The organism is Streptomyces diversicolor (genome assembly GCF_057537855.1).
In genome coordinates this window covers 1-14,981 of the sequence record NZ_BAAJXA010000064.1, presented here as the reverse complement: position 1 = coordinate 14,981, position 14,981 = coordinate 1, and the positions used below count along the sequence as shown (strand labels likewise).

The following is a 14,981-nucleotide window of genomic DNA, read 5'->3' as shown; positions in this document are numbered from 1 at the left end:
CCTTGCGCTTAGCATCCGATGACTAAGCGGCGGCATGGAGTGCTCACCCGGCGGACAGACAATTCCCCTCTTCAAAGAATCATGGGCGATGGCATTGTTCGGCCAAGTTTCCGGCAAGTAGCGTCGGTGCCCGCGGTCGAGGTTTTCCGAGCCGCGGGCCGCCCGGTCCCGTTCTCCGTCCGCTTCCGTGGCGGCCCCCCTCTGCCGGTCAATCCACAAGGAGAGTCCCAGAGTCATGAAGAAACCCATCACACGGACCGCCCTCGTCCTGGGCGCGGCGACCGCCGCGTTCGGCATGGCCGTCGCCCCCGCCTCCGCGGTGCCCTCCACGGTGTGGACCGTGACCCCGTCACCGGCCAACTACACGGCGACCAACAGCGGCAACATCGTGCTGACCGCCAACATCCCGATGACGTGTACGACTTCGGCCGCGTCGGGCACCATGCAGAGCACCACCGGCAACCCGGCGACCGTCGCCTCCATCTCCGCCGTCACCTTCGGCAGCGGCAGCGCGCCGTGCACCAGCGTCCTCGGCAATGTCACGACCGTGGCGACCGTCCCGTGGACGGTCGTCGGCCAGGACTACAACGCGGGCGTCACCACCGGCTACGTCGGCAACGTCAACGCCAAGGTGACCGCGGGCGCCTGTGTGTTCACGGTGACGGGCAAGGCGAGCGCGACCTACACCAACTCCACCGGGATCCTCGCGGTCAACAGCGTCTCCGGTGATCTGTCCGTCGCCTCGGCCAGCGGCTGCGGCACCGTGGTCACGACGTCCACGAAGCCCACCTTCAAGGGCAACTACGCCGTCAAGGTGAGCGGCACCAGCACCATCCCGACGATCGTCGGCTCCAACCCGTAAGGCAGGTGCCGCTCGCGCCCGCCCGGCCGGAGGTACCGGCCGGGCGCACGCGGGCTGTCCGCGCCCGGCCGGCGACCGCCGGCCGCCACCGCCGTCCCCCGGCCGGCGAACGATCCGAGCGGAGCAGTCGATGAGAGGTCCCCGTGCCGCCGTGCGGCGGCCGTCCCGTGCCCGCGCCCGCGGCGCGACGATCGCCGCGTTCGTGGTGCTGGCCGCCACCGTCCCGGCCGCGGCCGTCGCCGCGGGCACACGGGAGGTCGACACCGAACTCCCCTATGTGTGCGCGTTTCCGTCCGGGCAGCGGCCCGCGACGGTGCGGATCTCGGCGGCCTTTCCCGACCGGGTGGCGGCGGGCGAGCCGATCCGGCCCGCGGACGTCACCACCACCGTGGAGTTCCCGGAGCGGGCGGTGGCCGACCTCGCCGCGAACGGAGCGCCGGGCGTGCGGGCCGCGGAGACCCGGCTCACCGTCGCCGTCGCACAGAACGACGCCACCGCAGAGGCGACCTGGCGTGGCACCGCCGAGCCGGTGGTCCTCCCGGCGGCCGGGCCGCTGACGCTGACCGCGACCGGTGACGTGCCGACGGTGACCGGGCAGAGCGCCGGCGAACTGACGCTGTCCGCCGCGGACTTCGCGGTGGACCTGGCGCTCGGCGCGGCGGACGACGACGCCACCGAGCCCGCCGCGCTCACCGTCGAGTGCACGCTCGCCGAGGACGCGCCGCACGACGGGCTGCTGGCCGCCGTCCCGGTCGGCACGGGCCCCGGCGGACCGGACGGCTCGCCGTCCGCGTCGCCTGCTCCGTCCGCCACACCGTCCCGGCAGACCGGCGAACCGGCGGACCGGCAGCGGGAGCGGGCCCCGAGGGTCGGCGGGGACGCACCGGACGGCACGGGGGCACGGCCCGACGCGCCGCCGTGCCGGTACGACGCCCGGTATCCGGCGGGCCCGATGTCGCTCAACGCGTACATCACCGGCTACGCCAACGTCCGGAAGCTGAAGGGTGCCGCGCTGATCCCGCTGACCTGCACACTGATCGAGCAGGGCGAGCCGCAGTTCGAGTTCTACCCGGACTTCAGCGGTGGCACCATCAAGCAGCACTCCACGGGCGACCTGTACAACGGGGGCCGCACCTGGTCGCCCCCGTTCAAGGCCACCTTCCTCGCGTTCGGCTTCACCCCGACGACGGCCACCATGGTGCTGGAGCAGACCGGACCGCTGACGATCGACTCGCTCGGCGCCACCGACTTCGTGTTCACCAGCACCGACACCTATGTCCGGGTGCCGCTGGTGCTCCGGGTCCTCTCGCTCACGGTCAACGGGACACCGCTGGACGTGGGGCCGGACTGCCGCACCGAGAAGCCCCTCGCCTCCCCCGAACCGGATCCCGCGCACCACCCCGGCGACCATCTGGTGCTGCACGGCCGGGGTGAGCAGGTCACGGGCGAGCCGGCCACCGGCTATCTGCTGCTGTCCGGCGGCCCGCTGACCGGCGAGGTGAGCATCCCCGCCTTCACCGGCTGCGGGGCCGGCGGCGAGCGGGTCGACCGCCTGCTGACGGCCGCGGTGTCCGGCTCCGGCAACTACGTCAAACAGATGCAGGGCCAGACCTGTTACGTGGCGGCCGACGTGCCGAACCCCGAGGAGTGCACCACGGATCTGCAGCCCCTGAAGATTCCCGTTCCCGAACGCTGAGTCCCGCCCCAGCCCGTACCCCTCACGGAAGGCCACCTCATGAACCGGTTCCCGCTCGGCGCCAGACTCGCCACCACCGTCACCGCGCTCGGCACCGCGCTCGGCGCCTTCGCCTCGATGGGCACCGCGACCGCCGCCACGGCCCAACTGAACGGCGAATGGGCGCCGTTCACCCGCTGCCCGGTGAACGCGCCCGCCATGCTCGCCGCGGACGGCCTGGCCAGGACGCCGCAGTGCGTGGTCTCCAGCTCGCCGAACGGCTCCATCACGCTCGGCAACACCACCGTGGTGACGGGCCGGACCAACCTCCAGATGGGCGTCGTGCAGAACTCGGACGGCACCAGCACCGTGGTGGCCCCGCCCGACGGCGCGGTCATCGCCGACTCCGCGACCGTGCCCGGCGGGCTGCTGGGCCTGATGTGTCCGAGCGACATCCCCGCGATCACGGCCATCTGCGAACAACTCGCCAACAGCACGCTCAACAAGATCACGGCGACCGTGGAGTCCGTCGGCACACCCTCCGACTTCGACCAGAACGCGGGCGTCCTCACCGACCTGCCCATCGTCGCCCTGCCGGTCCGCATCCACCTGGAGAACCCGTTCCTCGGCGGCAACTGCTACATCGGCACGAAGACCAACCCGATCGTGCTGCGGCCGAAGAACCTCACCTACCCCACGTTCGGACTGTCGTTCTTCAAGGGTGACGGCACCCTCGCCGACGACGGCGAGATGAGCCGGATCGGCCTCACCGGGGCCACCCAGAAGGACAGCAGCTTCGCGGTGCCCGGCGCCAGCGGCTGCGGGCTTGGCATCGGCCTGGTCGACGCGGCGGTCAACCTCAAGACCGGGCTGCCGTCCGCCGCCGGGAAGAACAGCCTCACGCTCAACGACACCCAGACCTACCTCACCGGTCTGACGGCACCCGGCACCGTCGCCCCCGACGCCGGCAAGATCCTCGCGCGCAACTGGAACTCCGCCGTCAAGTGAGCGCCGTACAAAGGCGATTATCAGCCGTCCCGGCAGTCCGATCCCGTCTCGCTGCGGCAAACCGTGCACGGCCTGTGTACGGCGCGTGAAACTTGATTTAGCTTCAGCAGCCCAAGACAGGTATGCACCTGAGGGCCGGCCCGGGTGTCCCCCTCGGTCCAGCGGGGGCACCCGGCCGGTCTCCCCCCACCGGGCGCGTCGGAGAGCAAGGGACGACCAGCCATGCCTTCAACCGTACGGTCGCCGCAGGTCGGAGAGCCCCTCGAACCCCTGCCCAGGGAGTTCGCGGCCTTCATGCGGCCGGAGTTGCCCGGCCTCATGAAGGAAATACGCATCGAGGTCACCCGCGCCTATCCCGTGTACGGCCGGCTGCTCAACGGCCCCAACGCCGACGCCATCAGGCAGGGCGTCGAGGAGGCCCTGGCCGCGTTCGTGGACCGTGTCGCCGAACCGGGCAAGGACTCGGCGCTGCGCGACGAGCTGTTACGCAAGTTCGGGCGCGTGGAGGCCTATGAGGGCAGGGAGTTGGACACCCTTCAGGGGGCCTACCGGCTGGGCGCGCGCATCGCCCTGCGCCGTGCCAAGGCCGTGGGCCGGCAGTACAATCTGTCGCCCACTGTCATCCTCGCCTTCGCCGACGCCCTGTTCGCCTACGTCGAGGAGTTGGAGGCGCTGTCCCGCGAGGGCTATGTGGAGGTGCAGTCCCGGGCCTCGTCCGAAGTCTCGGCGGTACGAAGACAGTTGCTGCACCTGATCCTGGCCGCGCCGCCGCTGCCGCAGGCGACCGTGTCCGGACTGTGCGAGGCGGCGGCCTGGCCGCTGCCCGCCGAGGTCACCCTCGTCGCCCTGCGGTCGCCCGCGCCCGACCATCTGGAGGCGGGGCTGGCCGGTGACGTCCTCGCGGACCTTGACATTCCGCAGCCGCATCTGCTCATTCCGGGCGCCCTGACCCCGGACCGGCTCGCCATGCTGGACGCGGCGCTCGCGGGCACGCACGCCGTCGCCGGCCTGACGGTGCCGCTCGCACAGGCGGCCGACTCCATCCGCTGGGCGCGCCGCGTGCTCCAGCTGATCGACGAGGGTGTCGTGGCCGACGCGCCGCTGACCCGCTGCGAGGAGCATCTGGTGACGCTGTGGCTGCTGTCGGACCCGCCGCTCGTGTCCCATCTGGCGGCCAGGGAACTGGCCCCGCTCGACGGGCTGCCGAGCAGCCGCCGCGGCCGGCTCATGGAGACCCTGCGCGTGCACATCTCCACCCGGGCGCCCGCGGAGCAGGTCGGCGAGATGCTGGGCGTACACGCCCAGACGGTGCGCTACCGCCTGCGCAACCTGGACGCCCGGCTCGGCGACCGCCTCACCGACCCCGACCACCGCTTCGCCCTGGAGGCGGCCCTACGATCCCTGCACCTGAGAACCCCCCACCCCACAGAGTGAGCCCCCACCGGGCGATGCCCCGAAGACCGACGGCCGCGCGGCCGTCGCACGTGTCGTACCACGCCGGGGGCCCGCCCCAGCACCGGGCTCCACCGGCAGGGCCGCCGCCAAACGCCCCGCACGTGCGACGGCCCGCCCACCACGGCGTCTTCCGCCCGCTACGCGGAATCACCGGCATGCCCGGACCGCCGGGGCGTCGCGCAACCTGGGCGGGCGGTCCGGTGGTGTGTGTCAGGTGGGGAGGCGGGGGACGCTCTCGATCAGTTTGCGGGTGTACGGGTGCGCCGGGGCGCCCAGTACCCGTGTGGTGTCGCCCTGTTCGACGATGCGGCCGCGTTCCAGCACGGCGGTGCGCTCGCACAGGGAGGCGACGACCGACAGGTCGTGGGAGACCATCACCAGCGTCAGCCCCTGCTCCCGCTGCAACTCGGCCAGCAGGTCGACGACCTTCACCCGGGTCGTGACGTCGAGCGCGCTGACGGGTTCGTCTGCGAGCAGGACGCGCGGCCCGCACACCGTGGCCCGGGCGATGGCGATGCGCTGGCGCTGCCCGCCGGAGAACTCGTGCGGATAGCGGTCCGCCGCGTCGGCGGGCAGGCCCACCCGCTCCAGGGCCGCGGCCACCTTCGGCGCCGCGCCCGCCCTGGTGTCGATGCCCAGGGAGCGCAGCGGTTCGGCCACGATGGCGGCGACGCGCCGGCGCGGGTCCAGGGAGGAGTAGGGGTCCTGGAAGACGCACTGCACGCTGCGCCGGAAGCGGCGCATCTGCGCCCGGTCGCGCGGGGACAGTTCGGCGCCGTCGAAGCGTACGCCGCCCGCGGTGGGCCGGGCCAGGCCGAGCAGCAGCCGCAGCAGGGTCGTCTTGCCCGCCCCGGACTCGCCGACCAGGGCGAGGCTGTGCCCGGCCTCGACGGCGAGGGAGACGTCCCGCACGGTGTCGGTGGCGTTCCCCCGGTGGCGCAGCGCCACATCGCTCAGTTCCAGTACGGGCGTCACCGCGGGCTCCTCAGGTCCAGGGCGGACTCCAGTTTCCGGGCGCTGGTCACGAGGTCCCTGGTGTAGTGCTCGCGCGGGGCGCGGACGAGTTCGCGGACCGGGCCCTCCTCGACGGCCCGGCCGTCCCGCAGCACCAGGGCCCGGTCGGTCACCCGGGCGACGACGGCGAGGTCGTGGCTGACGAACAGCACCGCCATCTCCCGTTCCCGGACCAGGGTGTCGATCAGGTCCAGCATCTCCGCCTGCACGGACACGTCGAGGGCGGTGGTCGGCTCGTCGGCGATCAGCAGCCGGGGCGCGCACGCCAGGGCCATGGCCAGGGCGACCCGCTGCCGCTGCCCGCCGGAGATCTCGTGCGGGAAGGCGCGCGCGATGCGCTCCGGTTCGGGCAGGCGCACCTGGGCCAGCGCCTCGCGTACGGCCTCCCGCAGGGCGGCGCCCTTCAGGCCGGTGCGCCTACCGAGGGGTTCGGCGACCTGGCGGCCCACCCGCATCAGCGGGTCGAGCGCGGTCAGCGGCTCCTGGAAGACGACGGCCGCGTCCCGGCCGCGCACGGCGGTCAGCCGCTTCTCGCTCGCGCCGACGATCTGGGTGCCGGCCAGGTCCACGCTGCCGGTGGCGGTCATGCCCTCGGGCAGCAGGCCGAGCACCGCGAGCGTCGTGAGCGACTTGCCGGAGCCGGACTCGCCGATGAGGCCGAGCCGTTCGCCGCTCGCCACCCGGAAGGACAGGTCGTCGACCAGGGTCCGGCCGTCGCCGGTGCGGACGGTCAGGCCACGGACGTCGAGGAGGGTCATGTGCGCCTCCGGCGGGTCGCCGGGTCGAGGGTGTCGCGCAGGCCGTCGGCGACGAGGTTGACGCCGATCACGAGCAGCACGAGCAGGATGCCGGGGGCCAGCGCGCCGGCGGGTGCGGTGGTGAAGGTGGCCTGCGCCTCCTGGAGCATGCGGCCCCACGAGGCGTTGGGCGGCGGCGCGCCGAGGCCCAGGTAGGACAGTCCGGCCTCGGCGAGCACGGCGAGTCCGAACTGGAGGGCCAGGTTGACCACCAGGGTGGGCCAGATGTTGGGCAGGACGTGGCCGAGCACGGTGCGCGGCCAGGACGTGCCGGAGGTGCGGGCGGCGGTGATGTAGTCCTGTGCCAGGACCCGCTTGGCGAGGATGCGCACCAGCCGGGCGACGACGGCGCTCTGCGCCAGCCCGATGGCGAGGACCGCGGAGCCGAGGGTCGCCGAGCGTGCGGCCACGATGAGCATCGCGAGCAGCAGGGTCGGGAACGCGATGAGGATGTCGAGGAACGCGGAGAGCGTGTCGTCGAGCCAGCCCTGTGCGAACGCGGCGAGCAGCCCGAGGGTGACACCGATCGCGGCGGCGATGAGCACCGAGCCGAGGCCCGCCTCGACGGCGATCCGGGAGCCGGTCATCACCTGCGTGAACAGGTCCCGGCCGAGCTTGTCGGTGCCGAGCAGATGTCCGCCGCCGGGGCCGGTGAGCCGCCCGCCGGAGGTGTCGTCGGCCGGGTACGGCAGCCAGAACAGGGAGACCAGGGCGAGCAGGGCGATGGCGCCCGCGAGCACGCAGCCGACGACGAGCGTGGCGGAGCCGCGGGCCCGCCGCCCGGCGCGCGCGGCGCTCGTGGGCCGTGCCGGTTCGAGCACGTCGATTCCGGTCATCGGGCACCTCCCGTCAGTCGGTCGCGCAGCCGCGGGTCGATGATCCGCTGGACCAGGTCGGCGACGAAGCCGATGAGCAGCACGGCGAGGGTGGAGACGAACAGCACGCCCTGGATGACCGGGTAGTCGTGCTGGGCGATGCCGGTGGCGAGCATCGAGCCGAGGCCGGGCAGCGCGTACACGGACTCCACGACGACCGCGCCCAGCAGGGTCGAGGCGAGTTCGATGCCGAGCACGGAGATCACCGGTACGGCGGCGTTGCGCAGCCCGTGCCGCCACATCGCCCGCCCGAAGGAGGAGCCCAGGGCGCGGGCGGTGCGCAGATGGTCGCTGCCCAGCACGTCGAGGGTGGCGGAGCGGACGTAGCGGATCAGGGACGCGCTCATCACCAGGGCGATGGTGAGGACCGGCAGCACCAGCGAGCGGGCCGCGTCCGCGGGGGCGGACCAGCCGTCCTGCGGGAAACCGCCGGCGGGCAGCCAGCCCGCGTTCAGCGCGAACACGGCGATGAAGATCATGCCGAGCCAGAACACCGGGATGGCGATGCCCAGTTGGGAGACGCCGCTGAGCAGCGCGCCGTACCAGGTGTGCCGCTTGTGGGCGGCGAGGAACCCGGCGGGTACGGCGATGAGGACGGCCAGCACGAAGGCCGCGAGGGTGAGCGGCACGGTGACGTCCAGCCGGGCGGAGACCTCGGGTCCGACGGGCAGCGAGCTGACGAAGGAGGTGCCGAGGTCGCCGCTCGCCAACTGCCCGAGCCAGTGGGTGAACTGCTCGGGCAGCGGCCGGTCGGAGCCGATGGAGTGGCGGGCCGCGTCGATCTGCTCGGGGCTCGCGCCCACCGAGGTGAGCGCGTTGGCCGGATCGCCGGGCAGCATGCGCAGCAGCACGAACAGCACCACACTGGCCAGGGCCAGCGACACCGCGAGGAAGACCAGGCGGCGCAGCAGATAGCGCGCCATCAGCCCTTCTTCTTGATGTCGTAGGCGTAGAACTGCGAGTTGAGGCCGTTGAGCGGGTAGCCGGACAGCTTGCTGCTCGCGACGACGATCTGCGGGTACAGGTACAGCCAGTCGCTGGCCGCGTCCTCGGCGGTCCTGCGGTTGACCTTCTTCAGCAGGTCCGTCTGCTCTGCGGTGGTCCGGGCCTCCTCGGCCTGCCGCACCCACTGCGTGACCTGCTTGTTGTCGTAACCCCAGTAGAAGTCGGGGTTGCCGTACCAGACGAGGTCGCGGTCGTTGACGTGTTCCTGGAGCGTGGCCGTGAAGTCGTGGTTCTTGTAGACCTTGGTGTACCACTCGTCCGGGGTGATCGTGTTGATCGTGACGGTGATGCCGACCTTGGCGAGTTCGGACTTGATGAAGGTCGCCGCGGTGGGGTGCGGGTCGTAGTTCGGGGTGTCGAGGGTGAACGCGAAGCCCTTGGCGTAGCCGGCCTCGGCGAGCAGCTTCTTGGCGCGGGCCGGGTCGTAGGCGTTGACCTTGGTCAGGTCCTCGTACCAGGGGTCGGTGGGCGGCACCATCGAGCCGATGAGCTTGCCGTAGCCGCCCCAGACCGACTCCAGGAGCTTCTTGTCGTCGATGGCGGCGGAGACGGCCTGGCGGACCTTGGCGTCGGTGAAGGGCTTGGCCTTGTCGTTGAAGGCGAGCAGCAGCTTGGTGGTGGAGTTCCCGTCGTTGACCTTGTAGTTCTGGTTGTTCTTGAACTGGTCGAGGGCGTCCGGGGACTGTTCGCTCGTGACCACGTCGACGGCGTTGGTCAGCAGGGCGTTGTTGAGCGCCGTGGCGTCCTTGTAGTAGTGGAAGACGACCTTCTGATTGCTGGCGGCGCCGCCCCAGTAGCCGGCGAACCGGTTCAGGCCGAGGGCGGAGCCCCGGGTCCACTTGTCCAGCGTGTAGGGGCCGGTGCCGTCCTCGGTCGTCTTCAGGTTCTTCGCCTGGGAGTTGATGATCCAGACGTAGGAGAGGTTGTAGACGAAGGAGATGGACCGCTGCGACAGCGTGACCTTGACGGTGTGCGTGTCGGGGGTGGCGATGTCCTTGATGACCTCAAGGTTGCTCTTGCGGGCGGACTGGGAGTCGTCCGCGATGACCTTCTCCAGGCTGTACTTGACGTCGCCGCTGGTCAGTTGCTTTCCGCTGTGGAACTTCACGCCGTCGCGCAGGGTGAAGGTGTAGGTGAGCCCGTCGGCGCTGACCTTGTAGTCGCGGGCGAGGAGCTTGTCCACCTTGCCGTCGTCGGTGAGTCTGAACAGCCCTTCGTAGACGTTGCCGTTGAGGGCTTCGGTCACGCCCTGCCCGCCGCCCGCGGTGTTGTCGAGGTTCTGCGGCTCGTAGAGCGAGCCGATGTTGACGGTGGCGTTCTTGTCCCACGCGCCGCCGGATGCGCTGCCTTTGGAGCCGGAGCCGCCGCAGGCGGTCAGGGTGAGGGCGAGGGTGGTCGCGGTCGCGGTGCCGTACAGGGAGGTCTTCTTGATGTTCACGTGGTGTGCGCTTTCGTGCTGCGGTGCGGGAGGGCTGCGGGTCAGTGCTGTGCGGGGACGCCGCCGCGGAAGACGGGGCGCTTCTCGCCTGCCTCGACGGGCAGGTGGAAGCGGTTCTGCCGGGGCGGCATCGGACAGTTGTACTGATCGGAGAATCCGCAGGGCGGTACGAAGGCCCGGTTGAAGTCGAGCAGCACCCGGTCGTCGTGCTCGGTGCGCCGTACGAACAGGAAGCGCCCGGCGCCGTAGGTGGTGTCCCCGTTGGTGGGGTCGCCGAAGACGAGCAGCAGGGTGCCGTCGTCGTCGAAGGCGCTGAGGATGTAGTCGCGGCCGTCGACGGTGAGGGTGATGTCGCCGGGGACGACGAGGTCGCGGGTGCCGCCGTTGTCCCGGATGTGCTCGAAGGGGATCCGGCGGGCGCCGGGCACGGGCGTGTAGGTGGCGTGCAGCACCCAGGCGGGGTCGTACGGGAAGGTGTCGACCCGGTCGAAGCGGCGGATGGCCGGCGCGTCGGCGTCCCAGAACCGCAGGCCGTGCTCGGGCTCGCCGGTGACGAGGTCGGTGCGGCTCAGTGTGGTGACGGTCACGGTGTCCGGCCGGCCGGCGCGGGCCCGCTCCGCGTCCGGGCGTTCGCCGGCCGGGAGCCAGCGGGTCTCGACGAGCGCGAGGTTCCCGGTCGGCGCGGTCAGGGCCCGCAGGCGGTCGGCGCGCCAGGCGTGCCACCGCGCGACGGCATCGGTGGCGGGCTGGTCGGTGGTGGCGTGGGACACGGTCGGACTCATTCGTAGCAGGGACGGCGGCCTCACACCGCGGACATCACGCTGCGCGAATGAGTGGCCAAAGCATGCCCTTTATCTGCCATAAGAGGATCTAATGTCAAATGCAGACGACGCATGGTGAGACGTGGCGATCCAGGCACGGCGGTCGGCGGCGCCACACCGACCCACCCGAGGACCGCACCCCTCAGATCTCAGGGGCGCGGGGAACTGCGCGACCAGCCACCACACACCCGCATCCGACCGACGACCGTCACCGGCGCGGAGCGCGGAGCGCGGCGCAGGGTGCGGACCTGAGCAACCGGCGCCCAGGGACGGCCCGGCCCGGCGGAGCGGCACGCGCGTCTCAGCGGTTGAGGTCGATCAGGTGGGGCGCCACCCGGGTCAACCGCAGCACGCCCCACAGGATCACCAGGACGCCCGCCAGCTCCGCGAGCAGCCACCAGCCGGTGCGGATCTCCTCGCCGAACAGGGCCACGCCCAGCAGCAGGCTCACGGTCGCGTCGCCGATGGTCAGCGCGGGCTGCGAGGCGACCAGGGCGCCGGCCTGGAGGGAGTTCTCCAGCAGCAGGAGCGCGCCGACCCCGGCCAGCGCGAAGCCGTAGGTCTGCCAGGTGCGCAGGAAGGCGGTGAACCCCGAGTCGGCGAGCACGCCGGTGGCCGACTTCATCAGCGCGGCCGTCAGGGCGTTGCCGATCGCGGCGGCCGTGGCCAGCGCCGCCGCCCGGAACAGCGAGGAACGCGCCGGACGGGCCAGCACGACGGCGAGGGCCATCGCGCCCAGGGTCAGGGCCAGCACCGGCAGCCAGCGCGCCATGGCCGCCTCGTTGCGGGTGCCCGAGGGAGCCGCCGCGGCCAGGACCAGGGCGAGCCCGCCGACCATGCCGGCTACGGCCCGCCAGGCGGCGGCGGGCAGCCTGCGGTGCATCAGCGGCGCGATGACCAGCAGGGCGAACGGCAGCTCCAGCACGAACAGCGGCTGTACCAGCGCCATGGGCCCGTTGACCAGGGCCAGGGCCTGGAAGAGCGCGGCGCCCGCGACACCGGCGATGCCGATCGACCAGGCGGGCCGCCGCACGAGGGCGATCATCAGCCCGAGGCCGCCGCCCCGCGACACCGAGGAGGCGGCCTTGCGCTGGAAGGCCGTCCCCACCGCATTGCTGGCGGCCCCCACGACGGCACAGACGACGGCGAGCGCGATCACCCCTCCACCATGCCTCGCCTTCCCGCCCGGTACCGACCGGGACCCGCCCCGGCCCGGGCCGCGCCCGGGCGGCCGCTCACCCTGCCCCGGCCGACGGGCCGCTCACCCGCCCCCGGCCGACGGTCCGGCGGTCCGCTCCGGCCCCGCCCAGGTGACGGGTGCCAGGGAATCAGGCCAGACCGGTCGGGTCGGATCGCGTCGGGTCAGGTCAGGTCAGGTCAGGCCGCTCGGGTCGGTTCAGGTCGGCCGGGTCGGGTCACATCGGTCAGGTCAGCCCGGTCAGGCCAGGTCAAGTCAGGTCAGGTCAGGTCAGGGGTACGGTCACCTCGCCGGCCCCCGCCGCGCTCGCCCCGCCCGCCACCCGCACCGTGAATCGCGCGTCGGTGCCCTCCGCGGTGACCCGCAGCAGATCGCCCTCGCGCGCGAGGCGGAACACGGCGGCCGGGGCGCCCGCCGGATCGGGCACGGTGACCGTCGCGGCGTACCCGGGCTCCGCCGAGGGATGGACGAGCAGGGTCGGCTCCGCCAGCCAGTCGCCGTCGGGGCGGCTGTCGTCGCCGGCCAGCGGCAGCACGGCGCCCTCGCGTACGTACAGGGGCAGGCTGTCGTAGCCGTGGCGTTCGGTGCGCCACACCGGGCCGGTGACCCGTTCGCCGGTGAGCAGGTGCGTCCAGGTGCCCTCGGGAAGGTAGACCTCCACCTCGCCGTCCTCGGTGAACACGGGGGCGACCAGGAGGTCGGGGCCGAGCAGATACTGGCGGTCGAGCGGGCGGCACGCCGGATCGTCGGGGAATTCGAGCACCATGGGGCGCATCATCGGGACGCCGGTGCGGTGGGCCTGGACGGCCGCCCCGTACAGATAGGGCATGAGCCGGTGCTTGAGCCGGGTGAACCGGCGGGCGACGTCCACCGCCTCGTCGCCGAACTCCCACGGCACCCGGTACGACGAGGAGCCGTGCAGGCGGCTGTGCGAGGACAGCAGCCCGAAGGCCAGCCAGCGCTTGAACACGGCCGGGTCGGGCGTGCCCTCGAAGCCGCCGATGTCATGGCTCCAGAAGCCGAATCCGCTCAGGGACAGCGACAGACCGCCCCTGAGGGACTCGGCCATGGCCTCGAAGGAGGACCAGCAGTCGCCGCCCCAGTGCACCGGGTACTGCTGGCCGCCCGCGGTCGCGGACCGGGCGAACAGCACGGCCCCCCCCTGCCCGCGCTCCTCTTCGAGGAGTTCGAACACGGTCCGGTTGTACAGGTGCGTGTAGTAGTTGTGCATCCGCTCCGGGTCGGAGCCGTCGTGCCAGACCACGTCGGTGGGGATGCGTTCGCCGAAGTCGGTCTTGAAGCAGTCCACGCCCTGGTCGAGCAGCGGCTTGAGCTTCGCCTTGAACCAGGCGCGGGCGTCGGGGCTCGTGAAGTCCACCAGGCCCATTCCGGCCTGCCACAGGTCCCACTGCCACACATCGCCGTCCGGCCGGCGCACCAGGTGCCCGAGCCGGGCCGCCTCGTCGAAGAGCGGGGACTTCTGGGCGATGTAGGGGTTGATCCAGAGGCTGATCCGCAGGCCCTTGTCCTTCAGCCGGGCGAGCATGCCCTCCGGGTCGGGGAAGACGTCCGGGTCCCAGGCGAAGTCGCACCACTGGTACTCGCGCATCCAGAAGCAGTCGAAGTGGAAGACGGACAGCGGGATGCCGCGCTCGGCCATGCCGTCGACGAACGACATGACCGTCCGCTCGTCGTAGGACGTGGTGAACGAGGTGGTGAGCCACAGGCCGAAGGACCAGGCCGGCGGGAGCGCGGGGCGGCCGGTGAGGGCCGTGTAGCGGGCGAGGACGTCCTTCGGGGTGGGCCCGGCGACGACGTAGTACTCCAGCGTCTGGTCCTCGACGCTGAACTGGACCTGCCCGACCGACTCGGAGCCCACCTCGAAGGAGACCTTCCCCGGGTGGTTGACGAAGACGCCGTAGCCGCGTGAGGAGAGGTAGAACGGGATGTTCTTGTACGCCTGCTCGCTGCTGGTGCCGCCGTCCGCCTGCCACACGTCGACGACCTGGCCGTTCTTCACGAACGGGGTGAAGCGTTCACCGAGGCCGTAGACCTGTTCGCCGACCCCGAGCGCGAGCCGGCCGATCATGTGGTGGGCGCCCTCGGCGGTGGTGGCGAACGCGGTGCTCTTGGCGTTCGCACGGGTCAACTCGCGGCCGTCGGCGTCGTGGAAGGTCAGGGACCAGGGTCCGGAGCGGTCCAGGCGCAGGGTCAGCGGTCCGCTGGCCAGTTCCGTGACGGTGCCCTCCCGCCGGACGGCGCCGGCGCCGTCCGGCGGGCCGGCCAGGGCGAAGTCCGGGCCCGGCCGCCGGGTGCCGCTGTGGTGGGTGATCCGGACGCCGATCACGCCCTCGGCGGGCGAGAAGCACTCCGTGGTGATGAGGGGCGCGTTCAGCGTGTCCCCCCTGCGCGTCACCTTCTTCACCGCGGCATGGGCGGTGAAGCGGTTCGCTTCCGCGCGTACGTCGCGCACTTCGGTGGCGTACGAGATCTGTACGCCTTCGCGAATGCGCCAGAAGCCATCGGTGAACTTCATGATCTTCCTCGGGGGAGCAGCGAGCTTCGGGGGGGTGCGCGGGAGCGTCGCACAGGATTTGATCGTACACAAAACAAATGCGGCCCACGAGCCCCAGATCGGCCTCACAAGACGTTGAGCAGGCATGATTACCGAGCCGGTTGATCACTTCACATCGAGCCATGAAGAGATACGTGCCACCGGGGGCTAGCGCGGTGACACCGTTTTGACGTATTAGTCATCCCATCAAACAAACCTGTCCGGCGCCGCTGCCGGACCGCACGACTGCAAGGGCCGCACATGTCGAAGCGCTTCAAC

At 71.7% G+C, this 14,981-nt stretch carries 12 protein-coding genes; 4 read left to right on the top strand and 8 right to left on the bottom strand.

Translation table 11 applies throughout. From position 1 onward, the window contains the following. The first annotated feature begins 235 nt into the window (after positions 1–235). The 4 genes from AC27LF_RS42125 to AC27LF_RS42110 all read left to right on the top strand — a co-directional run bounded on the left by AC27LF_RS42125 (position 236) and on the right by AC27LF_RS42110 (position 4,979). Positions 236–862, top strand: coding sequence for a hypothetical protein (locus AC27LF_RS42125; RefSeq protein ID WP_479661843.1), 627 nt, complete (start codon positions 236–238; stop codon positions 860–862). Between the two features lie 130 nt (positions 863–992). Beyond that, a complete protein-coding gene (locus tag AC27LF_RS42120) occupies positions 993–2,558 on the top strand; it encodes a DUF6801 domain-containing protein (RefSeq protein WP_479661842.1) in 1,566 nt (521 codons plus the stop codon). 39 nt (positions 2,559–2,597) lie between these two features. Continuing rightward, positions 2,598–3,545, top strand: coding sequence for a hypothetical protein (locus AC27LF_RS42115; RefSeq protein WP_479661841.1), 948 nt, complete (start codon positions 2,598–2,600; stop codon positions 3,543–3,545). Between the two features lie 222 nt (positions 3,546–3,767). Then, complete coding sequence (locus AC27LF_RS42110) at positions 3,768–4,979, top strand: PucR-like N-terminal domain-containing protein (protein ID WP_479661840.1); 1,212 nt, start codon at positions 3,768–3,770, stop codon at positions 4,977–4,979. A 231-nt stretch (positions 4,980–5,210) separates the two neighbouring features. Here AC27LF_RS42110 and AC27LF_RS42105 read toward each other — a convergent pair whose 3' ends face one another. The 8 genes from AC27LF_RS42105 to yicI all read right to left on the bottom strand — a co-directional run bounded on the left by AC27LF_RS42105 (position 5,211) and on the right by yicI (position 14,684). Beyond that, the gene (locus AC27LF_RS42105) at positions 5,211–5,975 is read right to left on the bottom strand and encodes an ABC transporter ATP-binding protein (protein WP_479661839.1); all 765 of its coding nucleotides are present in this window, start codon (positions 5,973–5,975) and stop codon (positions 5,211–5,213) included. Further along, complete coding sequence (locus AC27LF_RS42100; RefSeq protein WP_479661838.1) at positions 5,972–6,772, bottom strand: ATP-binding cassette domain-containing protein; 801 nt, start codon at positions 6,770–6,772, stop codon at positions 5,972–5,974. Before AC27LF_RS42100 ends, AC27LF_RS42105 begins: the two co-directional genes overlap by 4 nt. Then, complete coding sequence (locus AC27LF_RS42095; protein WP_479661837.1) at positions 6,769–7,647, bottom strand: ABC transporter permease; 879 nt, start codon at positions 7,645–7,647, stop codon at positions 6,769–6,771. The genes AC27LF_RS42100 and AC27LF_RS42095 overlap by 4 nt, the downstream gene beginning before the upstream one ends. Further along, positions 7,644–8,609: an ABC transporter permease gene (locus tag AC27LF_RS42090; protein ID WP_479661836.1), complete on the bottom strand. Its 966-nt coding sequence runs from the start codon at positions 8,607–8,609 to the stop codon at positions 7,644–7,646. The genes AC27LF_RS42095 and AC27LF_RS42090 overlap by 4 nt, the downstream gene beginning before the upstream one ends. Continuing rightward, positions 8,609–10,129 (bottom strand): ABC transporter substrate-binding protein, encoded by a 1,521-nt coding sequence (locus AC27LF_RS42085; RefSeq protein ID WP_479661835.1) that lies wholly within the window; start codon positions 10,127–10,129, stop codon positions 8,609–8,611. Before AC27LF_RS42085 ends, AC27LF_RS42090 begins: the two co-directional genes overlap by 1 nt. Positions 10,130–10,170: 41 nt before the next feature. Then, positions 10,171–10,911 (bottom strand): DUF1684 domain-containing protein, encoded by a 741-nt coding sequence (locus AC27LF_RS42080; RefSeq protein ID WP_479661834.1) that lies wholly within the window; start codon positions 10,909–10,911, stop codon positions 10,171–10,173. Positions 10,912–11,251: 340 nt separating this feature from the next. Next, the gene (locus AC27LF_RS42075) at positions 11,252–12,109 is read right to left on the bottom strand and encodes a DMT family transporter (protein ID WP_479661833.1); all 858 of its coding nucleotides are present in this window, start codon (positions 12,107–12,109) and stop codon (positions 11,252–11,254) included. A gap of 304 nt (positions 12,110–12,413) precedes the next feature. Continuing rightward, positions 12,414–14,684: an alpha-xylosidase gene (gene yicI / locus AC27LF_RS42070; protein ID WP_479661832.1), complete on the bottom strand. Its 2,271-nt coding sequence runs from the start codon at positions 14,682–14,684 to the stop codon at positions 12,414–12,416. Positions 14,685–14,981: the final 297 nt, after the last annotated feature.